21 protein-coding genes are annotated in these 21,871 nt (G+C 63.0%); 11 read left to right on the forward strand and 10 right to left on the reverse strand.

The window, feature by feature from the left end:
- The first annotated feature begins 4 nt into the window (after positions 1 to 4).
- Entirely contained in the window at positions 5 to 892 is an 888-nt protein-coding gene (locus FJ418_RS05355) for an alpha/beta fold hydrolase (protein ID WP_140864595.1), read from the forward strand.
- A 15-nt stretch (positions 893 to 907) separates the two neighbouring features.
- Here the strand turns inward: FJ418_RS05355 and FJ418_RS05360 are convergent, their stop codons facing one another.
- The gene (locus FJ418_RS05360; RefSeq protein WP_140864119.1) at positions 908 to 1,957 is read right to left on the reverse strand and encodes a DUF1176 domain-containing protein; all 1,050 of its coding nucleotides are present in this window, start codon (positions 1,955 to 1,957) and stop codon (positions 908 to 910) included.
- 141 nt (positions 1,958 to 2,098) lie between these two features.
- On the opposite strand from FJ418_RS05360, the gene FJ418_RS05365 reads away from it, so the two are divergent.
- Complete coding sequence (locus FJ418_RS05365; RefSeq protein WP_140710370.1) at positions 2,099 to 2,605, forward strand: DUF1993 family protein; 507 nt, start codon at positions 2,099 to 2,101, stop codon at positions 2,603 to 2,605.
- Between the two features lie 55 nt (positions 2,606 to 2,660).
- On the opposite strand, the gene FJ418_RS05370 is transcribed toward FJ418_RS05365, so the two are convergent.
- Positions 2,661 to 2,825, reverse strand: a complete 165-nt coding sequence (locus FJ418_RS05370) for a DUF1127 domain-containing protein (protein ID WP_095765222.1) — start codon at positions 2,823 to 2,825, stop codon at positions 2,661 to 2,663.
- A gap of 392 nt (positions 2,826 to 3,217) precedes the next feature.
- Here FJ418_RS05370 and FJ418_RS05375 point away from each other — a divergent pair, with 392 nt between their 5' ends.
- The 3 genes from FJ418_RS05375 to FJ418_RS05385 all read left to right on the forward strand — a co-directional run bounded on the left by FJ418_RS05375 (position 3,218) and on the right by FJ418_RS05385 (position 6,163).
- Positions 3,218 to 3,676 (forward strand): hypothetical protein, encoded by a 459-nt coding sequence (locus FJ418_RS05375; RefSeq protein WP_140864597.1) that lies wholly within the window; start codon positions 3,218 to 3,220, stop codon positions 3,674 to 3,676.
- 116 nt (positions 3,677 to 3,792) lie between these two features.
- Positions 3,793 to 4,860 (forward strand): aldo/keto reductase, encoded by a 1,068-nt coding sequence (locus tag FJ418_RS05380; RefSeq protein ID WP_140864121.1) that lies wholly within the window; start codon positions 3,793 to 3,795, stop codon positions 4,858 to 4,860.
- 34 nt (positions 4,861 to 4,894) lie between these two features.
- Complete coding sequence (locus FJ418_RS05385; RefSeq protein WP_140864123.1) at positions 4,895 to 6,163, forward strand: cysteine desulfurase-like protein; 1,269 nt, start codon at positions 4,895 to 4,897, stop codon at positions 6,161 to 6,163.
- Positions 6,164 to 6,169: 6 nt separating this feature from the next.
- Here FJ418_RS05385 and FJ418_RS05390 read toward each other — a convergent pair whose 3' ends face one another.
- The 4 genes from FJ418_RS05390 to FJ418_RS05410 all read right to left on the reverse strand — a co-directional run bounded on the left by FJ418_RS05390 (position 6,170) and on the right by FJ418_RS05410 (position 10,939).
- Positions 6,170 to 7,198: a histone deacetylase family protein gene (locus FJ418_RS05390; protein ID WP_140864125.1), complete on the reverse strand. Its 1,029-nt coding sequence runs from the start codon at positions 7,196 to 7,198 to the stop codon at positions 6,170 to 6,172.
- Positions 7,199 to 7,200: 2 nt separating this feature from the next.
- Positions 7,201 to 7,692, reverse strand: coding sequence for a GNAT family N-acetyltransferase (locus FJ418_RS05395; RefSeq protein WP_140864127.1), 492 nt, complete (start codon positions 7,690 to 7,692; stop codon positions 7,201 to 7,203).
- Between the two features lie 222 nt (positions 7,693 to 7,914).
- Complete coding sequence (locus tag FJ418_RS05405; protein WP_140864131.1) at positions 7,915 to 9,297, reverse strand: aspartate aminotransferase family protein; 1,383 nt, start codon at positions 9,295 to 9,297, stop codon at positions 7,915 to 7,917.
- Between the two features lies 1 nt (position 9,298).
- Positions 9,299 to 10,939: a N,N-dimethylformamidase beta subunit family domain-containing protein gene (locus FJ418_RS05410; RefSeq protein WP_140864133.1), complete on the reverse strand. Its 1,641-nt coding sequence runs from the start codon at positions 10,937 to 10,939 to the stop codon at positions 9,299 to 9,301.
- 294 nt (positions 10,940 to 11,233) lie between these two features.
- Here FJ418_RS05410 and FJ418_RS05415 point away from each other — a divergent pair, with 294 nt between their 5' ends.
- From FJ418_RS05415 to FJ418_RS05425, 3 genes are all read left to right on the forward strand, one after another.
- A complete protein-coding gene (locus FJ418_RS05415; RefSeq protein WP_140864135.1) occupies positions 11,234 to 11,482 on the forward strand; it encodes a ParB N-terminal domain-containing protein in 249 nt (82 codons plus the stop codon).
- 117 nt (positions 11,483 to 11,599) lie between these two features.
- The gene (locus tag FJ418_RS05420) at positions 11,600 to 11,995 is read left to right on the forward strand and encodes a GFA family protein (protein WP_140659981.1); all 396 of its coding nucleotides are present in this window, start codon (positions 11,600 to 11,602) and stop codon (positions 11,993 to 11,995) included.
- Between the two features lie 129 nt (positions 11,996 to 12,124).
- On the forward strand, positions 12,125 to 12,337 hold the full coding sequence (locus FJ418_RS05425) for a hypothetical protein (protein WP_140647475.1): 213 nt from the start codon (positions 12,125 to 12,127) through the stop codon (positions 12,335 to 12,337).
- Positions 12,338 to 12,357: 20 nt separating this feature from the next.
- Here FJ418_RS05425 and FJ418_RS05430 read toward each other — a convergent pair whose 3' ends face one another.
- Positions 12,358 to 13,287, reverse strand: a complete 930-nt coding sequence (locus FJ418_RS05430; protein ID WP_140864139.1) for a hypothetical protein — start codon at positions 13,285 to 13,287, stop codon at positions 12,358 to 12,360.
- Positions 13,288 to 13,491: 204 nt separating this feature from the next.
- Between FJ418_RS05430 and FJ418_RS05435 the strand changes: the two genes are divergently transcribed.
- The 3 genes from FJ418_RS05435 to FJ418_RS05445 all read left to right on the forward strand — a co-directional run bounded on the left by FJ418_RS05435 (position 13,492) and on the right by FJ418_RS05445 (position 16,467).
- Complete coding sequence (locus FJ418_RS05435) at positions 13,492 to 14,364, forward strand: undecaprenyl-diphosphate phosphatase (RefSeq protein WP_140856937.1); 873 nt, start codon at positions 13,492 to 13,494, stop codon at positions 14,362 to 14,364.
- A gap of 47 nt (positions 14,365 to 14,411) precedes the next feature.
- Positions 14,412 to 15,197 carry a phosphodiester glycosidase family protein gene (locus tag FJ418_RS05440; RefSeq protein ID WP_140864143.1) on the forward strand — a complete coding sequence of 262 codons (786 nt, stop codon included), beginning with the start codon at positions 14,412 to 14,414 and terminating at the stop codon, positions 15,195 to 15,197.
- A 151-nt stretch (positions 15,198 to 15,348) separates the two neighbouring features.
- Positions 15,349 to 16,467, forward strand: coding sequence for a GH25 family lysozyme (locus tag FJ418_RS05445; protein WP_140864146.1), 1,119 nt, complete (start codon positions 15,349 to 15,351; stop codon positions 16,465 to 16,467).
- A gap of 280 nt (positions 16,468 to 16,747) precedes the next feature.
- Here the strand turns inward: FJ418_RS05445 and FJ418_RS05450 are convergent, their stop codons facing one another.
- From FJ418_RS05450 to FJ418_RS05460, 3 genes are all read right to left on the reverse strand, one after another.
- Positions 16,748 to 17,119 (reverse strand): VOC family protein, encoded by a 372-nt coding sequence (locus FJ418_RS05450; protein WP_140864148.1) that lies wholly within the window; start codon positions 17,117 to 17,119, stop codon positions 16,748 to 16,750.
- A gap of 5 nt (positions 17,120 to 17,124) precedes the next feature.
- Positions 17,125 to 17,613, reverse strand: coding sequence for a hypothetical protein (locus FJ418_RS05455; RefSeq protein WP_140864151.1), 489 nt, complete (start codon positions 17,611 to 17,613; stop codon positions 17,125 to 17,127).
- Positions 17,614 to 17,920: 307 nt separating this feature from the next.
- A complete protein-coding gene (locus FJ418_RS05460) occupies positions 17,921 to 21,697 on the reverse strand; it encodes a vitamin B12-dependent ribonucleotide reductase (protein ID WP_140864154.1) in 3,777 nt (1,258 codons plus the stop codon).
- Between the last annotated feature and the right edge of the window lie 174 nt (positions 21,698 to 21,871).

The raw sequence follows: 21,871 nt of genomic DNA on the forward strand, positions 1-21,871 counted from the left end.
CGGCATGGCTTTCCGTTTCCGACTTTTCTTCGCCCTGATCGCCGCGACAGCGCTTTCCCTTTCGGCCGCCGAGGGGCAAACGCTTTCGCTAAAATCGTTCAAGGACGATCTGTTCGCTTATCCGGCGACGCTGTCGACGAGCGATAACGGCGCCTACACCGTCCTCGACTATCGCGAAATGCGCGACATCAACCAGCGCGACGAGGTGCCGGAAAGGCGCGTGCATGCGCAATATACCGACCCCGGGGTGCGCAAGGTGCAGCAGGACCTGATGCTGAAGACCGACGCCGGCGATATCAGGCATGTCGCGGTCGGCAGGACGCAAGGCGCTTCCATCATCGTGCTCTACCTGCACGGACAGGGCGGCAGCCGCAAGCAAGGCGTCGACGACTTCACCTTCGGCGGCAATTTCAACCGCATCAAGAACCTGATGGCCGCCAACAACGGTCTCTATCTTTCGCCCGATTTCCCCGATTTCGGCGACAAGGGCGCGGCGCAGGTCGCGGCGTTGATCGATCACTATGCAGAGCAATCACCGGGCGCGAAAATCTTCGTCGCCTGCGGCTCGATGGGCGGCATGATCTGCTGGAAGCTCGCCGCGCGCAAGGATACGGGCAGCCGCGTCAACGGCCTGCTGCTGCTCGGTTCGCTATGGGACGACAGTTTCCTCACCAGCCCCGCCTTCAAGCGCCGCGTGCCGGTGTTCTTCGGCCAGGGCAGCCATGACGTGGTCTTCCCGGTGGAGAAGCAGGAAGCCTTCTTCCGCTCAATCCTCGCCAGGAAGTCTTATCCGACCCGCTTCGTACGCTTCGAGACCGGCACGCACGGCACGCCGATCCGCATGGTCGACTGGCGCGGCACGCTGAACTGGATGCTGACGAAGGCGCCCTGACTCTTCCGCCGAGGCTCAAGGCGCCGTGTTGTAATCGATGACGGTCTGCGGATTTTGCTCGCCGTCATAGGATGCATCGACGTCATACTGGACGAGCGAGAAATCGCCGTTGCGAAACAGGTAGGTTCCCGATGATGAGGCATCCCCCACACCACGCCATTTGTCGGATGTGGTGATGGTCTTTGTGTTGTCGTCATAGTCCGAGTTGGTCGCCCAGCCGCTGGTCTTGAACCCGATGATGTGGATCGATTCGACCTTGCCCTCGCTGTTGTTGTTCTCGTAGCGGATATCGAGCTCCGGCTCGGTGAACTGCAACTGTGAGACGCCGTTGACGTCATCGGCGACGTAGTAGACCGCCGTCTCGTTGTAGGCGGCCATCGAGCAGAAGAAGCGGAACAACCGCGTCTCGCGCTCCGGGTCGTTGGGCTGGGCGTCCTTGTCCGTGTAATGGATCGAATGAGCCTCGGGCTCGCCGATCGGCTTGCCGTCCGGATCTTGCTTGTCGCACTGGTCGCCATAGGTGGCGAGGAAGGCCTTCTTGGCCTGCTCCAGCGCTTCGTCCTTCTTCGGCGGCGGCGGACCGTCGCCGCAGCTTGCCGGCACGGCGCTGTCGAAATCCTCGGTCGAGGGCTTCAGGGCGCCCTTGTCGATGAAGATCGGCTGAAAGGGCGGTTCCTGGATCTGCGCGTTGACCTGGCGGACCGTGTAGCAGCCGGCGAAAACCTTGGCGTCGCCCTTCTTGTCGGTCGCCTGGATGGCGACCGGGACGCTGTAATAGATGCTGCCGGCAGCGCCGTCCTCCGAGACGGCGCCAGTCTTGACTTCGACGCTGCCGGTGCCGTCGTAACCCTTGACGAAGGCGTTGAAATCCTTTGCCGGCTTCGTATCGCCAAAATAACCCCAGGCGCGGGCGAATTCGTGGCGGTTGATAGCGCTATAAAGCGAGCGGACGACCGCATCGGCGCTTGATCGGTCGTCGATATAGGGCGCATCCGCCGCAGGCGCGGAATGCGTGAAGCCGGCCAGTGAGAAAAAGACAATCGCTGCGAAAGTGGCTCTTTTCATCTAATCCTCCGCTCGGTAACGAAAATACTACCACCGCGATTGCGGCGGCGCGGTGACGCCATGGGCAGGGCCGCTTGAAGAATCGTGGCGGGAGGCGCTAGTTCACGGCCCGCGGCGCTGGGGCCGCGTGGGAGATACCCCGTGACCATTTCCATGTACGACATATCGGTGGGCGTGTTTTCGGCCAGGCTGAAAGCGCTGGCCAGCGTCTTGACGGCGGCGGAGCAGAATGCCGGCGAGCGCAAGATCGATCCGCAAGTGTTCCTCACCGCGCGGCTGGCGCCCGACATGTTCGCGCTGACCAGGCAGGTCCAGATCGCCACCGACCATGCCAAGGGCGCGCCGTCGCGGCTGGCCGGCCGCGAGGTGCCGAAATACGAGGACAATGAAGCGAGCTTTGCCGACCTGCAGGCGCGGATCACCAAGACGCTCGATCATCTGGCGACATTCGCGGCGGCCGATCTGGAAGGATCGGAAGACAGGACGGTCGAACTAAGGCTCGGCGGGCGCGAAGCTACGTTGCCCGGCCTGCAGTATCTGCTGCATGTGGCGACGCCGAATTTCTACTTCCACGTCACAACCGCCTACGACATCCTGCGCCACAATGGCGTGCCGCTCGGCAAGCAAACTTTCCTCGGAAATCGCTGACCTTTGAATGGCTTGGAGGTTTCCCAGGCGTCCTGGGAAACCTCTTTGGTTCAGCTCAGCGGATCGACATCTCGCGCGCGATGCGCGGAAAATCCGCCGGCTTGATGCCGATATCGGCGCGGTCCGCATTGCTCATCGCGTTCAGAAGCGCGAGCGCCGAGCGGTAACGCTGGTGTTCCTGCGGCCGTGGCCGAGCGAACATTTCAGTGAAGAACCCCATGACTCAGTTGCCCCTGTTGGTCCTCCCGACAACACGATATAGATGATTTGTTAAAATTGTGCAGTGCAGCAATTGCATGGCTGCCATGCCGCACGGAATTTTTTCCGCCACAATCGATTTTCCGTGAAACTTTTCGGTGGGCTCGACCGTATGCACTCGTGCCGGCACATGGCTGGCTTTTCCTCGCCACTCCTGGCGATCTTGCCGGACTGCACGAAGAGCAGTCCGGCTTTTTATTTTCGGATGTCGTCTTGCCGGGCGAAAAAGCGGCAATTGTTAGCATCGCCAGCATTCATTTTTAACGAGAGGCTCCTATGTTCGGCGGCATCAATGCATGCCGTCACGACAGGGAGGTTGAGATCGGCACCGGGAACAAGCTCGATTTCGCTTCGTTGCTCGACGACCTGATCGTCGCCTCGGAGAAAGGCGAGGACGAGGGCGCCCGGCCGTCTATCCCGTTCGACTACCTGTCCGTGGCCGATGAATTGCATTCCGGCCGCATCAAGGTCGCCGGCGAGAGCGTCGCCGCCGAATATCGCGAGCAAGGCGCCGACCTTGCGGCCGAGTTCGCGGCACTTCTCGACCAGGCGAAACTGGCTCTTGCCGACGAAGAGCGCCGGCCGGAGGAAAAGCTGCCGCCGATCGATCCCGAAGCGATTGCCGGCGAGCTCGGCCTCGACCGTCCCGCCAAGAACGCCGATCTCGGCCGCATCCGCCGTAACTTCGCCTTCGCCAACCATCCGGACCGGGTCGCGCCGCATCTGCGCCAGCGCGCCATGATCCGCATGCAGGTGGCCAATATGCTGATCGACGAGGCCAAGCGGCGGGCGCTGGCCGGGGCGCGCCGCTAGCCGCGCAATTCACTCAAAAGTCGAAGACAGCGGGCTTGGAGAAACTCCGGCCTTTGCTTTATGCTTGAACTTCCTCCCCGCGCAGCTCGCGCAAAAACTCCCGCCGGAGACATTCCATGCATAAACGCCGCCTCGGTCGGACCGATCTCCTTGTTTCGCAAATCTGTCTCGGTTCGATGACATGGGGCCAGCAGAACAGCGAGGCCGAAGGCCATGCGCAGATGGATCTCGCGTTCTCGCGAGGGGTGAATTTCATCGACACGGCCGAGCTTTACCCGATCCCGCCCAAGGCGGAGACGCAAGGGCGAACCGAGAAGATCATCGGCAGCTGGATGAAGGCCAACGGCAACCGCGACAAGGTCATCCTCGCCTCAAAGGTCGTCGGCCGCACCGCCAACGCGTGGTTCCGGGGCGATCGTCCGTCGAAGCTGGTGCGCGCCGACATTTTCGACGCGGTCGAGAAATCGCTGGCCAAGCTCGGCACCGACTATATCGACCTCTATCAGATCCACTGGCCGGACCGGGACATTCCGTGGGGCTCGAATCCGACGCGCGTTGGAGCAGTGGCGCGGCGCGCGGATGCGGCAGGCGCCCCGGGAGACGGGACGCCGATTGCCGAAACGCTCTCCGTCTTCGAGGAACTGGTGAAGGCGGGCAAGATACGCCATCTTGGCCTCTCGAACGAAAGCTCCTGGGGCGTCATGCGCTTCGTCTTCGAAGCCGAAAAGGGGACCGGTCCGCGCGTCGCCTCGCTGCAGAACGCTTACAGCCTCGTCAACCGCACCTTCGAGGTGAACCTTGCCGAGGTCTGCGAGCGCGAGGAGATCGCGTTTCTTCCCTATTCGCCGCTTGCACAGGGCTATCTCACCGGCAAATACAATCATGGCGCGCGACCGCAGGGCTCGCGCTCGCAGCTCTTCAATCGCGGCCAGCGCTACGAGACGCCGAATGCGGCGGAAGTGCTGCTGGAATACACCGAGCTGGCGCGCTCCTTCAGCATGGAGCCAGCACTTTTCGCCAACGCCTATGTGGCGAGCCGGCCCTTCGTGACCGCGAACATCGTCGGCGCGACCACGATCGCGCAGCTCGATATGGCGCTGTCCTCGGCCGACGTCAGCTGGACGGAAGAGATGCAGAAGGCGGTCGACGCCATCCATCAGCGTGTCGGCAATCCGTGCCCGTGATCGGGAATCGTTAAAAAACAAGGGGATGGACACGATGGCAGAGTTTCCGATCGAGGCCGTGCGCGGCAGATTTCCGGCGCTTTCGCTGGCCGATGACGGGCGCCGGCGCATCTATCTCGACAATCCCGCCGGCACACAGGTGCCGCTGGCGGTGGCGGAGGCGGTGTCGCGCTGCCTGCTGTCGACCAATGCCAATCTCGGCGGTTTTTTCGCAACGACGCTCGCGGCGCAGCAAGTGGTCGACGGGGCGCATGCGGCGATGGCCGATTTCCTCAATGCCGCGAGCATCGAGGAGATCGTCATCGGCGCCAACATGACGACGCTGACCTACCACATGTCGCGCACGCTCGGCCGGACGATGAAGCCGGGCGACGAGATCGTCGTCACGCGCATGGACCACGAGGGCAATGTTTCGCCATGGCTGCAACTTGCCGAGGATCTCGGCCTGGTCGTGCGCTTCCTGCCGTTCGACGAGCGTAGCTGGCAGGTGGAGGAGGCGGCGCTCAAGTCGCTGCTTTCGGAGAAAACGCGCCTTGTCGCGTTGAACTATGCCTCGAACCTCACTGGCTCGATCAATCGCGTGAAAGCGCTGACGGCGATTGCCAGGCAGGCCGGCGCGCTGGTCTATGTCGATGCTGTGCAATTCGCGCCGCACGGGCTGATCGACGTGCAGGAACTCGGCTGCGATTTCCTGATCTGCTCGGCCTATAAATTCTTCGGGCCGCATATGGGGATATTGTGGGGCCGCCGCGACGTCCTCGACGGCCTCGAGCCCTACAAATGCCGCTGCTCTTCGAACGTCCTGCCCGAGCGGTTCGAGCTTGGCACGCCGCAGATCGAGCTGATGGCCGGGCTGACGGCGGCAATCGACTATTTTGCAGATCTCGGCGCTGCCGCCGGCGAGGACGGCTCGCGGCGGCAGCGGATCGCCAAGGCGTTCGAGGTGTCGATAACTTACGAGAACACGCTGGCCCGGCAACTGATCGAAGGCCTGTCCGATATCGAAGGCCTGATCATCCATGGCATCACCGATCCGCAACGGCTTACCGAGCGGGTGCCGACCATTTCCTTCACCGTCGAAGGCATCGAGCCGGAAACGATCGTGCGGCAGATGAACGCCGAAAACATCTTCCTGTGGTCAGGCCACAACTATGCGTGGGAGGTCGTCCACCAGCTCGGCATACCCGCCGAGCAGGGCGTCGTGCGCATCGGCATCGCGCATTACAACACGGCGGCCGAGATCGAAGAGACGCTGGAAAGCGTGCACCGCGTGATCGCGATGCTGCGGCAACAGCATTCCTAAGGCTGTCTAACCCTGCTTGTCGCCGAAGCCGGTCAGGAAAGCGGTGAGGTTGTCGCCAAGCGCGTCGCAGAGATAGCCGCCTTCCTGGACGATGACCGTCGGCAGGCCAAGTCCGGCTATCGCTTCGCCGATGCGCGAGAAGCCCGGCGTCGTCACCGACAGGCCGCCGAACGGATCGCCCTCGAATGCGTCGAGGCCGAGTGCGACGACCAGCGCTTCCGGCGCGAAGGCGCGGATGCGCTGGAAGGCTGCGGCAAGCGCTTCGAGAAAGGCCGCATCGCCGGATTTGCGCGGCAGCGGCAGGTTGAGATTGTAGCCGAGGCCGGGGCCTTCGCCGCGCTCATCGGCATGTCCCCAGAAGAACGGGTAGAAGCGCACCGGATCGGCGTGCAGCGAGACGGTCAGCACGTCGGGGCGGGCGTAGAAGATGCCTTGCGTGCCGTTGCCGTGATGCAGGTCGACATCAAGGATGGCGACGCGCGCAGCGCTCTTGCGCAGCACCTGTGCGGCGACGGCCGAATTGTTGATGAAGCAGAAGCCGCCGGCGACATCGGCGAAGGCGTGATGGCCTGGCGGGCGGCACAGCGCATAGGCCGACGGTGCTCCGGCCATCACCGCTTCGGCAGCCTCCACCGCGCTCCAGGCACTCCACAGCGCGCTGTTCCAGGTCTCGGCCGAGATCGGGCAGGCGGTGTCGGCCATGTGGTAGCCGGCCTGGCCGACAGCCGAGGCCGGATAGGAGCCGTCGCGGGCGATCGGGTGGATGTTCGGGATGACTTCCGCCGAGGCGCCTTCGATGCGCTGCCAGCGCGGAAAAATGTGCTCGAGGAAGTCGAGATATTCGGGCGTATGCACCGCCGCTATCGGGCCAAGCCCATGATTCCCTGGACGCTCGACCGTCAACCCGGCCGATATTGTGCCGGCTAACAATCTCTCGACCCGTTCCGGCTTTTCCGGGTTGGGCTGCGGCGCGCCGCTGGAGAGGAAAGCCTTGGGGTCATGGCGTTTCTGCTCTTCGGCGTAAAAGGTTTTCATCGTCATCCCTCCGGCATATCGGCAAAGGCGAAAAAGGCATCGCCGACGATCTTCTGCACCTGCTCGTAGCTCGACCAGCCGATGCCCAGTCTTTCGTAGAAGGCCTTGGCGGTCTCGTTGTCGGTATCGACGGACAGCCTCAGATAGGCGCCGCCCGCCACGCGGCATTCCTTGGCCACGCGTCGAAGCAGCTTTTCGCCGATCCGGCGGCCGCGGAAGCGATCCTCGACGTATAGGTCCTGCACATAGACGCCGGGACGGCCCATCCAGGTCGAGAAGATCGGAAAATGCAGGCAAAGCCCGGCGAATTCGCCGTCGATCTCGGCGATCAGGATCGAGAAAGCGGGCTTTTCGCCGAAGCCGTAGCGGCGGAGGTCGTCGGGCGTCGATTGGATCTCTTCCGGCGCGCCGATATGGGTGCCGAGACGGAGCAAGGCGGCGTGGATGGTTTCGACGTCCTCGATGCGACCGGGGCGGAGGGTGATTGTACTCACGACAAATACGGTGCCCAGGCACCCCCCTCTGTCCTGCCGGACATCTCCCCCGCAAGGGGGGAGATTGGCAGTTTTGGCCTTGCCGCCAATTCTGCGGCGCTGAAAAATGGCGAAAGCGAAAAACACAGCTGATCTCCCCCCTTGCGGGGGAGATGGCCGGCAGGCCAGAGGGGGGTGCGAACGATTGCAAACATCTCAGGATGGCTCAAACGTTGCCCGGCCTCACCCTTCCACCGGCAGGTCGAGTTCCTCCGCCAGCGCCTTCAACGAGTCGCCGATGATGGCGATCATCTCGCCGATCTGCTCGGCTGTAATGATCATCGGCGGCGCCACCATGAAATTGTCGCCGTCGATACCGCCCTTGACCTTGCGGCCATAGATGATGAGGCCGCGCGCATAGGCGTGGTCGAGCAGGCGCTGCGTCGCCTTGCTGGCCGAGTCGATCGGCTTCAGCGTCTCCGGATCGGCGACCATTTCGGCGCCGGTGAGCAGGCCCTTGCCGCGCATGTTGGCGATGAAGGGGAAGCGCTTTTGCAGCGCCTTCAACTCCGCCATCAGCACGTCACCCATGGCGGCGGCGTTGGCGATGAGATCGAGCCGGTCCATCTCGCCAAGCACGGCGAGACCGGCGGCGCAGGCAAGCGGATTGCCGGCATAGGTGTGGCCATGCTGGAAGCCGCCGGAGGCCAGCAGCGGCTCGACCAGGCGCATGGGTGCTGCCAGAGCGCCGAGCGGCGCGTAGCCTGAGCCCAGGCCCTTCGAAAGAGCGACGATGTCGGGCCTGCAGTTCCAGTGGTCGCCGCCGAGGAACTTGCCTGTCCTGCCGGCGCCGCTCATCACCTCGTCATGGATCAGAAGGATGCCGTAGCGGTCGCAGATTTCGCGGATGCGCGGATAATAGCTGTCGGGCGCGACAAGGGCAGCCGTTGCCGCACCGCCGATCGGCTCCATGATGAAGGCTAAAACGCTTTCCGGGCCTTCGGCGAGAATCTTCTCCTCCAGCATGTCGGCATAGCGGATGCCGCGCTGCTCGATCGAGAGATTGTCGCGGTCGCGCCAGGCGGTCGGCGCCGGCACGGTCGGCATCACCCGCATCATCGGCGTGAAAGTTTCAGCCAGCGCGTCGTCGCCGGTGATCGAAAGCGAGCCCAGTGTGCCGCCGTGATAGGAGGGGAAGCGGGTGATTACTTTCCAGCGCTTGGGCTGGCCGGTGGCGACCGCCCACTGCCGGGCGAGCTTGATGCAGGATTCCGTCGCTTCAGAACCGCCGGAGACGAAGAAGATGCGGTCCATGCCTTCAGGCAGCTTGCCGGCCAATTCCCGCGCCAGTTCCTCGGCCGGCTCGTTCTCGAAATGCAGCCGGTAGGCGAAGGTGGTCTTGTCCATCTGCCGCTTCATGGCATCGAGCACGTTGCGGTTGGAATGGCCGATATTGGCCACCATCGGCCCGCTCGATCCGTCGATGAAGCGGCGGCCGTCCTGCGTCCAGAAATAGATTCCTTCCGCGCGGTCGACCAGCGGCCGGCGCAGGCTGGAGAGATAAAACAGATGCGATGGCGGCCGTGCTTCGGCGTCGGGAGAGGGCTGCACTTCCAGTTTCGGCATGTCAGGACTTTCCGAGATAGCGGTCGAGGACATTCTTGGTCACGCGTTCGACCATTGGATCCTGCCTTAGCAGGCCGGCGACCCATTCGCAGCTTCCGGCGTGGAAGACCTCGCCCTTGCCGCGCGGGAAATTGACGATCATGCCGTTGCCGCGCTTGACCTTGTCGAGATTGGCGTCGCTTGCCTCGCCGAACAGCGTCTCGGCGGTGAAGCGGCCATCCTCGTCGGTGAGGAACTGGTCCTCGATTGGGATATCGGCGCTTTCCTCGACTTGGCTCGCCATGCCGACGGCCAGCACCTGCAGGCCTTCGGGCGCGCCGCTGTCCGGGGTCGGGTAGGGCAGGCCGCCGCGGATCTCGAAATCGAGCCCGTCCACCTCGTAGCCATAGACATGGCTGTCGGCGCCGAGCAGGTCGCCATAATAGATGCCGGTGCCGGCGAAGGCCCAGTGCTCGGGCCGATAGACCGGGAAGCCGCGCACGCCGCGCGGCGCGCAGCCGCCCCAGCCGGCATAGACGCCCCTGGTCGCATTGAGGCCGAAGGTGGCGCTGCCGGGACGGCCGATCTCCGGCGCTTCCCAAGAGTTGGTGGCGCGGGTGACGTCGCCGCCGCGATAGGCCGGGTCTTCCGCCCGCGCCTTGTATTTGTAGCAGACCTGGCGCCGGCCTTGGTCCTCCAGCCGCGTCTGCCACATGAAATTGCCGGCAAAGCGCGCCGCATGCCCGCCGCTGGTCACATAGGCGTCGACCGCGTCGCGCATCTCCCAGGTCCAGTATTCGTCATGGCCGACGAAGACGACGCAGTCATAGCCGTCGAGGATTTCGGGCGAGAAATGCAGTTCGTGCTGGCTGGCAAGGTCGACCGCATAGCCGGCGCGCTCGGCGAAGCGGAAGAAATGGCTGTCATAGCTCGCCCAGCCGGAAGAGGCGTATTTCTTCGAATGTCCGGTGGCGAAAGCCCATTCCATATGCGGGTAACGCGGCACGGCCTTCGGCGGCACCGCGACTTCGAGCGGCACGCGCGGCGCATCCTTGGGCAGCACGATGAAGCCGCGGCACCAGGGACGCTGCGTCGACACCATCGTCGCGTATTGGTCGCGGTTCGCGCCGGTGATGCCCTGATAGTGGTTCGAGCCGCCCCATGTGTTGTAGGCGAGCCACGTGCCGGTGGCGGCGACCTGCAGCAGGCGACCGGGCTTGCGTCCGGGCAGGGGTGTGACGATTAAGAGATGTTGGCTGTGGATCGGCTTGCCGCCACGGCCCTCGGCCGAGAGCGTCACGCGATAGGCGCCTGACGGCCAATCGTCGCCGACACGGAATTCGAACGACGCCTCCCAGCCGCAGCCTTGGACCGAGCATTGGTCGGGCGTGTCCTGCCAGCGCGCCGACAGGCCTGTCTTCTCGAAGACCTTGGTCTCGCTGCCGCCATCGCGGACGATGACCATGCCGAATTGCGGCGCCGTCGAACTCACATGCAGCGTCACCGTTTCGCCCGGGCGATAGGAAAAGCGGCCGCTGTAGCACCAGATCTCGCCGCTCGAGCCATCCATGCCCGGCCATTCGTAGTAATGGCCGCGCACCGCCTCGCGGCGCTGCTCGGGCGTCAGCCCGAAATCGGGGAATTCGGTGGGCAGTTGCGTCAAGGAACACCTGAGATCACGAGGCCGCCATTGAGACCATCGGCCGGCCAAGCGTCAAATGGAAAGCGTCGGGCCAGCCCGCACTTGCGCTTGGCGATGTCCGGCAAACGGACTATCTCATCCTAGGGTCCATCGATATTTCAGGCGAGGCCGGCCTGCGAATGGCAATTTCCCGCGCTTCCGGTGCTCACGTACTTCAAGTACGCTCCGCTCCGGTTCTCGGGAACCGCCTTTCCCGGCTCGGCCTGACCTGAATCTCGACAGACCCTGGCGCAAGATTTCCCACGGGGAGCCGACATGCTGCGTGTGCAAAAGGTCAAGGTCGACGACATCTACGTGCCGACGGCGCGCCGCAAGACGCTGCACCCCGAAACCGTGCGGCATCTCGCCGAGGATATTCTCGAAAACGGCATGAAGACGCCGATCCAGGTGCGGCACGACGGCACGCGTCACGTTCTGGTCGAGGGGCTGCACCGGCTCGAAGCCGCCAAATGGCTGGGCGAGACCACGATCGACGCCTATCTCGTCCAGGCCAAGCGCCATTGATCTCTCGTCCGGGGCTGGCCTATCACCGTTAGCGATCGCGTCCCATCAAAGCTTTTTGATTGACGCCGCCATGCCGGCGGCTAGAGCGTTCCGATACTCGCGAACAGGATGCTTATCATGGCGAAGTATGAGGGCGGTTGCTTGTGCGGCGCGGTGCGGTATCGGGCCGATGCCGAGCCGGTCAACGAACGGGTTTGCCATTGCCGGATCTGCCAGAAGGCGATCGGCGCCGCCTTCAACGCGCGGCTTCTGTTCCGCATCGACGACGTGACGATCGAGGGGCCGGTGGCGACGATCAATTCCACGCCCGACCTCCAGCGCGGCTTCTGTCCGGTGTGCGGCACGACGATGTTTTCGCGCCGCGACTCCAGGGGCATTCTCGGCGTCACGTCCGGCTCGCTCGACGATCCGTCGCTGTTCAAGCCCGACATGCATTTCTGGACTGCTTCGAAGCAGCCCTGGCTGATGCTCGACGATGGCTTGCCGCAACATGAAGGCGCGCCGCCGGCCTGAGTCATTGCGACGCAGGCCTGCACAAAAATTTCATCTTGGATTCACGAGATAGCCGGCAAAGCGTCATTGGCGGGCCATCATTGGCTGCCTATCTAAGCGCCATGCGGGAAGGCATCGAGGAGGCGACGGATGAGCGAGAGCATCAACACCCTGGACGAGCTTTTGAACGACCCGATGGTCCAGCTCGTGATGGCGCGCGACCGCGTGCGCCCGGCCGAGCTTCGCCTGCTTCTGGAAAAGGCTCGCGACAGGGCGGGCGAGGATTCTCGCATCGACCAGGCTTCGGTGCCGCCAGCGCATGTTGTGGCAAGAAGCTGCCTGAAGCAGTGGTTGTACCGTTGAGGCAACTCCGCGGAAAATGGTCAGCTCGAATTCGCGGGTAAGTAACTGTAGTGGCTGCGCAAATAGGCGAGCCTGAAGCCGAGCCGGTCGTAGTTGCGATAGGCCGGTCCATCGCGGTCGGGGCGCGGCGCCTCGATGTCGGCCACAAACAGTTTCGCGCCGGCGGCGATGCCGTCGCGAACCAGCCTTTCGCCGAGCATGGCATCAACATCGAAGCTCGGCGCCATGATCCCCGGCACCGGCGCGTCGATGCCGCTCCAGGCGGTGCTGTTTGAGATGAACAGCGAGCGCACGGCGGCGACCGCGCCCTTGCGTTTCAGCATGTAATGACGCCAGCCCTTACGACCGACAAGCGCCGTGAGCCAGGGCGAGGTGGGAAGTCTGTATTTGGCATCGATGAAAGAAGCCCATTCCGAAGCTGTCTTGGGTGTGACCTCCTCGATCGCCAGATCGTCGACTGGGATCAGCGGGTCGCCCGGGAAAAGCGGCTCGTCCGGCAGCGGCGTCGCGTCGCGAAAGATGCGCTCCCAGCCGCTTTGCTGCTGCATCCCGCGCGCTTCCAGCCAGCATCTCAGCCGCGATGGCTCGGTGTGCGGATTGGTATAGAACCACGGTCGCACGATGCCGGCCGCGCGGTAGTGCGCGAGCAGCGCATCGACCTGTTCTTCCGTCGCCGGGCCATCGACGCCGATATTCTTCACGCAGTTGAAATGGATGAAAGGGATCGTCGTGCAGGTGGTCCAGACAAGGTCGCCGTCCTTGGCGATCGACAAGCCTTGCCGTGCCGCGAAATCGGCGGGCGCCGCCTCGTAAAGGTCGAGCCAGGCAGCAACTTCGGCGCGTTCGATGGCGCGGCTGAAATCGCGCGACACCGCCTCGATCGCGATGTCCGGGACGTGCATTTGCGGCGGCACGACTGGCTGCAGTTCCGAGAGGGCGGCGGTCGACATGGGATGCTCCTCCGATTTGCCTTACAGTGTAAGATTAGAGGAGAATAATATGATGTCGCGTGTTGTCAAGCAGGATTAGCGGCACCTTACAAATCCGTGAGTTGGAATCACGCTGTCGTGAGGCTAAGCCTGTCCCCGATGGGCTTTCGATGACGATTCACTTTTTGCCCCGGAGGACGGCCGGGGCACGGGGAAAGGACCGGGATGACCGACGTCTGCACGCAAGGACTGGATACCGGCTTTGTCGGCCTGGGTTACGCCAAGGTGGCGTTCCTCGGCATCGTGCAAGGCATCACCGAATTGCTGCCGATCTCATCCACGGCGCACATGCGCATCGTGCCGGCCGTGCTGGGCTGGCAGGACCCCGGCTCGGCCTTCTCCGCCGCCATGCAGCTGGCGGCGCTGGCGGCGGTGATCAGCTATTTCTGGAGCGATGTCAGGGACGTGCTGTTCGGATCGCTGTCGGCGATCTCGCGCCGCGATTTCGGCGATCGCTATTTCCGCCTCGCGATCAGCATCGTGCTTGCCACCGTCCCGATCGTCATTGCCGGCCTTGCGCTTTCCGGCGTGCTCAACGCCTGCAATTCGCCCTTGCGCGGGCTCGCCGTCATCGGCTGGGCCTGCATCGCCATGGCGATCCTTTTGGCGCTCGCCGAAATCTTCGCCAGCCACAAGCTCGTGCTGCGCCAGGCATCGATCCTCGACGCGCTGCTGGTGGGCATCGCCCAGGTCGGCGCGCTTATTCCCGGCGTCTCGCGCTCGGGCTCGACGCTGACGGCGGCGATGGGGCTGGGCTTTGCCCGGCCGGAGGCGGCGCGCCTGTCGTTCCTGCTCGGCTTGCCGGCCATCGCGCTGGCCGGCCTCAAGGAGCTCTATGAACTGCACAAGGTGCATCTCGACGCGCATGGCTGGTCGATCCTGGCCGTCGGCCTCGTCGTCGCCTCGATCTCGGCTTTTTTTGCCATTTGGGGGCTGATGCGGGTGCTCGAGCGCTTCTCCGCCTGGCCGTTCGTCATCTATCGCGGCCTGCTCGGCGTGGTGCTGCTGATCGGCGTCGCCACCGGCTGGCTTGTGTAGAGTCTCGACCCAATCCGCTGTATCGACGCCGACGCTCGGGTGCGCTGATGGATCTTGTGACTCTGCTGCAATCCTTGTCGTTGCTGGCGACGCTGGTGAAATCGGCGGCGCCGGCGGCAATTGGCGCCGGCATGGGGCTCGGCCAATGGCTGGCGGCGCTGCCGCCCTGCCGCAATCAGACTTTCGAGAACGCGGCCTATCTGATTTGCGAAGCCGATCCGGAGCATTTTTCCATCGAGCTGTTCTGGAAGAACAAGGACGGCGATTTCTATCGGTCGCTGCATAATCTGCGCAGCGCGCAGCAGGCGACGGGGCGTACCCTGCTCTTCGGCATCAATGCCGGCATGTATCATCCGAACCTCGCGCCGGTCGGGCTTTATGTCGAACGCGGCGAGCAGATCACGTCGGCGAAGACCGGATCGGGAACCGGCAATTTCTCCATGCAGCCCAACGGCATCTTCTATCTCAGCGCCGGCAAGGCCGGCGTTCGCGCGACCAAGGATTACCTCAAGCGTCCGCCGCGCGTGGATTACGCCACGCAGTCCGGGCCGATGCTGGTCATCGACGGCAAGCTGCATCCGAAATTCCGTTACGACGGCACCTCGCGCAAGATCCGCGACGGCGTGGGCGTGCGCGCCGACGGGGTCACGGTCTTCGCGATCTCGGACGATGTCGTGACCTTTCACGAATTCGCGCGGCTGTTCCGCGACCAGCTCGGCTGCCCGAACGCGCTCTTCCTCGACGGCTCGATCTCGAGCCTCTATGCGCCCGCGATCGGCCGCAACGACGATTTCTGGAATCTCGGGCCGATGATCGGCGTGTTCAGGCGCTAACCGAGAACCGCTTCGGCGCCACTCCGAATCATGCGGTAGCGCCAAAGGTAAATTTTGATTCAAACTTTGTTGGTAATTTCTCATTAGGAATGGGGGTTCCGGCGGCGCTGTTCCTGCCTTCGGTCTGTTTTGTTTTGCGTACAGGTCAAAGATGCGGATTTTTGGCGTCGTCAGTTTCGTGCTCGCATCGCTTTGCCTTGCCGGCTGCTCGTCCACGTCGGGCGTCGATGCCTTGCAGATGCCGTCCAACGAGACGACGAGCTCGGTCGTGCGGCCGAGCGCGCCGGTGTCGAAGGGCGTAAGGACCGCCGTCACCGAAAGAACGGTCGAGACCGCGTCGATGTCGGGCGCCGCGCGCATCAAGCCGCCGGCGCCGTTGCTCGACGAGGGTAACGCGCGCCCTGACGACGAGGACACTCGCCCCTTCGGCCTTGCCGAGGAGGAGACGGTGAATTTTCCCGCGACCGAATTGCCGGACAGCGTCGAGCCGCCGGTGCAGGAGGCAGCGCTCGTCTCGCCGCCGAAGCGGCTGTCGCGCGCGGCGCCCGCTATGCTCGCCGGCCCGGTCACCCGTTATGCGTTCCGCGACGCCAAGCCGATCAATTTCGGCCGCTCTTCGCCTCGCCATCTTGCCGTTCACGGCGTCGACGTCTCGCGCTGGCAGGGCAACATCAACTGGCAGAAGCTGCGCGCCCAGGGCGCCAACTTCGCTTATATCAAGGCGACCGACGGCGGCGACCATCTCGACCCGATGTTCATGAAGAATTGGCGCAACGCCGATGCTGCCGGGCTGAAGCGCGGCGCCTATCATTTCTTCTACTGGTGCCGCACCGCCGGCGAGCAGGCCGACTGGTTCATCCGCAACGTGCCGAAGGTCGATGGCGCGCTGCCGCCGGTCATCGACGTCGAGTGGAACGGCGATTCCTCCTGCAAGCGCCGGCCATCGCGCGAAAAGGTGCTGGAAAAAATGCAGGTGTTCATGGACAAGCTGGAGCGCCACTACGGCCAGCGGCCCATCATCTACACCAGCCCCGACTTCTATCGCGACAACCTGCGCGGCGCCTTCCTGGACTATCCGTTCTGGCTGCGCGCGGTGGCGGCGCACCCGTCAAAAGTCTATCCGGGCCGCAGGTGGCTGTTCTGGCAGTATTCCGGCTCCGGCCTGTCGCATGGCGTAAGCGGCCGCATCGACCTCAACGTCTTCCATGGCGACGAGCGGCAGTGGCGCGCCTGGCTGGGCGGCGGGCAGATGGTGGCCGACGCGGATTAGGATTTCTTCTGGAGGCGGCCGGAGAGGAGTGCTCCAGGGAAGGCCGCTCCGTTGAAGAATCGGGCATCGCACGCCTTCGTCATCCACGGGCGGAGCAAGGAGCGAAGCGACGCGCGCAGACCCGAGGATCCATGCCGTGACCTTTATCGTAGGGCGCAACGGCGCAGAATTCTGAACCGTTGCAACGCGTTGATGTAACGGAATGGATTCCAGGGTCTGCGCGCGTCGCTTCGCTCCTTGCTCCGCCCTGGAATGACGAAGCGGAGGACACCGTGCCACACTACGCCTCGTTGATCATCGCCTCGATATTATAACCGTCCGGATCGAGCACGAAGCAGGCGTAGTAATTCGGGCCATAGTCCGGACGCGGCCCGGGCGCGCCATTGTCGGCGGCGCCCGCCGCGATCGCCGCGCGATGAAACGCGTCGACCTCGGCCTTGCTCTTCACCCGGAAGGCGACATGGAGATGGGTGAGCGGCGGCTTCTCGCCCGTGCGCTGGATCTCGAACAGGCAGCCATTGCCGATACTGAAGGCCCAGAAGACGCCTTCCTTGCCGAAGGAGAGGCTGTAGTCCAAGGGCGAAAAAGCCTTTTCGTATAAGAGCTTGCTCTTGTCGAGGTCGCTCACCTCGATGGTGATGTGGTCGATCATGATGCCTATAGCTGCTTCGATTTTGCCAATTGATCGAGCGATTTCGCTATTTTTTCGAGCTGCTCAGGTATTCTCTTCTGGCCCGACGTGTAAAAGTACGCTCTAAGATCTACAGCGAAGTGTTCAGTATATTTACGCTCCCCATAACTATATGAAGCTTCTATAGTGAATTTGTCCGGCGTGATTATTTTCCCGTTGAGTTCTTTGCCAACCTCTGGGCCGGTGCAAAGATCAATCCAAAAGCCATCTCTTGGCGCAAGTGTCGGTAGTATATTTTTAAAAATATACATATCGGCAATATTCTTTGATTCTCCCTTAATTTCGCCAAATCGATAGAAGTCCTTGTCGATAGACAATTTTAGGTTCACTGCAGGAGATGAGCCGTTATTCCATATTCGGACGACAAAAATCGTATGATGGTGAATTTCGATGTTGAAGGAAATTATCGGTCTTGTTTGAACCTCAATCTGCTTCTGAACCTCGATGACCATCATTCTATTTGATCTTGCTATACTATATGTCAACCAAGCGTATATACCGGTAATAATTACCAAGATTGTGGTGAGGATGTCGGTTGGAGTTAGATTAAGAGAGGTTGCCACGATTTTACCCAATCACCGCTAGCGGAGGAAAATTGGTGTGCTGATTCTCAATCATCTGTCCTGCGGCCTAGTTGTTGCCCGGAAGGCGGCCCGGCTAATGTCTTTATGTCTTTGTTTTTGTTTTGTTCTTATTTTAATTTCCCGAACGCCTAGCGTCCGGGAAATCTAAGTCAGTAATTTGCCTAGATGTGATCCGCTCTCAGCTGCACCCGCTCGTGCTTCCACACGTGTCGCACTTCTCGCAGGTGCCGTTCCGGACCATGGTGAAGTTGTGGCACTCGGAGCATTCGTTGCCGGTGTAGCCTTGCAGCAGCGACTGCTGGCGCCTTGTCGCGGCGAGCTTCTTTGCCTCGGCGGCCTCGTTAGCCGCGGCGTCGGTGAAGAGGGCTTCCGCGCCGCCGGCGGCTTCGGCTTCCTCTTCCACCATATCCTCGGCCAGTTCCCTGGCGCGCTCCTCATAGTCGCGCTTGTAGGCGATGGCCTCGTCGCTGGCCGGCTTCAGCGCCAGCACGTTGGAGCCTGAGAAGGCCGTGGGCGCCGCGCGGGCAGGGGCGGTCGACGGCCCCGAGCCGCCGAAGCCCTTCGGGTCTGAACCGGCAGCGGACACCAGCTTCACCGGCGAGGCGCCGCGATAGAGGCCCTTGGAGAAGGGCGTCGCCTTGCCTTCGGTGATGCCGCGGCCGAGCGCGGTCTTGTCGAAGTCCGACTGGTCGACATGGGCGAGGTCGTGGCGGCCGAGATAGGAGACGGCAAGCTCGCGGAACACATAGTCGAGGATCGACGTCGCGTTCTTGATCGCGTCGTTGCCCTGCACCATGCCGGCCGGCTCGAACTTGGTGAAGGTGAAGGCCTCGACATATTCGTCGAGCGGCACGCCGTATTGCAGGCCGAGCGAGATGGCGATGGCGAAGTTGTTCATCATGGCGCGGAAGGCAGCGCCTTCCTTGTGCATGTCGATGAAGATCTCGCCGAGGCGGCCGTCGTCGAATTCGCCGGTCCTGAGATAGACCTTGTGGCCGCCGACGACGGCCTTCTGCGTGTAGCCCTTGCGGCGGTTCGGCAGCTTCTCGCGGTCGCGGTAGAGCCGCTCGATGACGCGCTCGACGATCTTTTCCGTCACCTGCACGGCGCGCTGCGCGGCGGGCGCGGCGATCAGCTGCTCGACCGCCTCGTCCTCGTCCTCCTCGCCATCGGCGAGCAGCGAGGCATTGAGCGGCTGCGAGAGCTTCGAGCCGTCGCGATAAAGCGCGTTGGCCTTCAGCGCCAGCTTCCACGACAGCATGTAGGCGTTCTTGGCGTCCTCTACGGTCGCCTCGTTCGGCATGTTGATGGTCTTGGAGATAGCGCCCGAGATGAAGGGCTGCGCCGCCGCCATCATCAGGATGTGGCTGTTGATCGACAGCGAGCGCTTGCCGATCTTGCCGCAGGGGCTGGCGCAATCGAACACCGGCAGATGCTCGGCCTTGAGGAAGGGCGCGCCTTCGAGCGTCATGGCACCGCAGACATGAATGTTGGCGGCGTCGATGTCCTTCTTCGAGAAGCCGAGAGCCGGCAGCATCTCGAAGGAAATGTCGCCGAGCTGCTCGTCGGTGAAGCCGAGCGTCTCCTTCACCCAGTCGGCGCCGAGCGTCCACTGGTTGAACACGAACTTGATGTCGAAGGCCGACTTCAGCGCCGCATTCAGCGCCGCGATCTTCTCGTCGCTGAAGCCCTTGGCCTTGAGCGAGGACGGGTTGATGCCGGGCGCCTGGTTGAGGTTGCCGTGGCCGACCGCGTAGGCCTCGATCTCGGCGATCTGGCTTTCGGAGTAGCCCAGCGTGCGCAGCGCTTCCGGCACGGCGCGGTTGATGATCTTGAAGTAGCCGCCGCCGGCGAGCTTCTTGAACTTCACCAGCGCGAAGTCGGGCTCGATGCCGGTGGTGTCGCAATCCATGACCAGACCGATCGTGCCGGTCGGCGCGATCACGGTCGCCTGCGCGTTGCGGTAGCCATGTTCCTCGCCGAGTTCGATGGCGCGGTCCCATGCGGCGCGCGCATGCTCGGCCAAAGCCTGCTGCTTCAGGTCGGCAGCGACCAGCGGCACCGGATTGACGGCGAGCTTCTCGTAGCCGTCCTTGTCGCCGTAAGCGGCGCGGCGGTGATTGCGCATGACGCGCAGCATGTTCTGGGCGTTGCGGTCATAGTCCGGGAAGGCGCCGAGCTCGGCGGCCATCTCGGCCGAGGTCGAATAGGCAACGCCGGTCATGATGGCGGTGAGCGCTGCACAGATCGCGCGGCCCTCGTCGGAGTCGTAAGGGATGCCCGAGGTCATCAGCAGGCCGCCGATATTGGCGTAGCCGAGGCCGAGCGTGCGGTAGTCGTAGGAGAGCTTGGCGATCTCCTTGGACGGAAACTGCGCCATCATCACCGAGATTTCGAGCACGACGGTCCACAGGCGAACGGTATGCTCGTAGGCGGCGATGTCGATCGTGCCGTCTTCGCGCCGGTAGGGCAAAAGGTTGATCGAGGCGAGGTTGCAGGCCGTGTCGTCGAGGAACATGTATTCCGAGCACGGGTTGGAGGCCCGGATCGCACCGGCGGAAGCGCAGGTGTGCCAGTCGTTCATCGTCGTGTTGAAATGCAGGCCCGGATCGGCGGAAGCCCAGGCGGCGTAGCCGATCTTTTCCCACAGGTCCCGCGCCTTCAGCGTCTTCAGCACCTTGCCGTCCTTGCGGGCGGTGAGCTGCCAGTCGCCATCGGCCTCGACGGCGCGCAGGAAATTGTCCTTCAGCGACACCGAGTTGTTGGAGTTCTGGCCGGAGACGGTGAGGTAGGCGTCCGAATCCCAGTCGGTGTCGTAGGTCTTGAACGACATCGAGGTGTAGCCCTGGCGGGCGAACTGGATGACGCGGTAGATGTAGTTCTCCGGCACGGCGTCTTTCTTGGCCGCCTTGATCTCGCGCTTCAGCGCGGTGTTCAAAGCCGGATCGAAGCAGTCGTCGTCATGGCCTTCGCAATTGACGCAGGCCTTCATGATGGCTTCGAGATGCTTCTTGACGATCTTGGAGCCGGTCACCAGCGAGGCGACCTTCTGCTCTTCGTTGACCTTCCAGTCGATGAAGTCCTCGATATCCGGGTGGTCGGCGTCGACGATGACCATTTTCGCCGCGCGGCGCGTCGTGCCGCCCGACTTGATGGCGCCCGCCGCGCGGTCGCCGATCTTGAGGAAGCTCATCAGGCCGGACGAGCGGCCGCCGCCGGAAAGCTTTTCGCCTTCGCCGCGCAGCATCGAGAAGTTCGAGCCGGTGCCGGAGCCGTATTTGAACAGGCGCGCCTCGCGCACCCACAAATCCATGATGCCGCCCTCGTTGACGAGATCGTCCTGCACGCCCTGGATGAAGCAGGCATGCGGCTGCGGATGCTCGTAGGAGGACTTCGACTTGGTCAGCTTGCCGGTGAAGGGGTCGACATAGAAGTGGCCCTGGCTCGGGCCGTCGATGCCGTAGGCCCAGTGCAGGCCGGTGTTGAACCACTGCGGCGAGTTCGGCGCGACGCGCTGGGTGGCCAGCATATAGGCGAGCTCGTCGCGGAAGGCGCGCGCGTCGTCCTCGGATTTGAAGTAGCCGCCCTTGTAACCCCAATAGGTCCAGGTGCCGGCGAGGCGATCAAAGACCTGACGGGCGTCGGTTTCCGAACCATAGCGCTCGGCCTCGGGCAGCTTGGCGAGCTCAGCCTCGTCGGCCACCGAGCGCCACAGGAAGGAGGGGACGTCGTTCTCCTCGACCTTCTTCAGGCGCGCGGGCACGCCGGCCTTGCGGAAATATTTCTGCGCCAGGATGTCGGCCGCGACCTGGCTGAACTGCGCTGGCACATCGATGTTATCGAGGCGGAACACCACCGAGCCGTCGGGATTCTTGATCTCCGACAAAGCCTTGCGGAATTCGATCTCCGCATAGGCAGACTGATCTGGCTTGGTGAAGCGACGCTCGATGCGCATTGGTCCCGTTCCTTTGTGTCTATATATAGCGCTTTTCCCCAGGGATTGCTGCCCCACATGGCGAAAAGCGCAGTCCGCCGTTTGCCGGCATCGCGGGCGACGCCGGCACTCTCCTCGTCGCAAGTGCCGGCACGCAGACAGCAAGACGCTTTCCCAAGCATCCGCCCGGGCTGC

The sequence above is a fragment of the Mesorhizobium sp. B2-8-3 genome (assembly GCF_006440815.1).
In the GTDB taxonomy this organism is placed as follows: Bacteria; Pseudomonadota; Alphaproteobacteria; order Rhizobiales; family Rhizobiaceae; genus Mesorhizobium.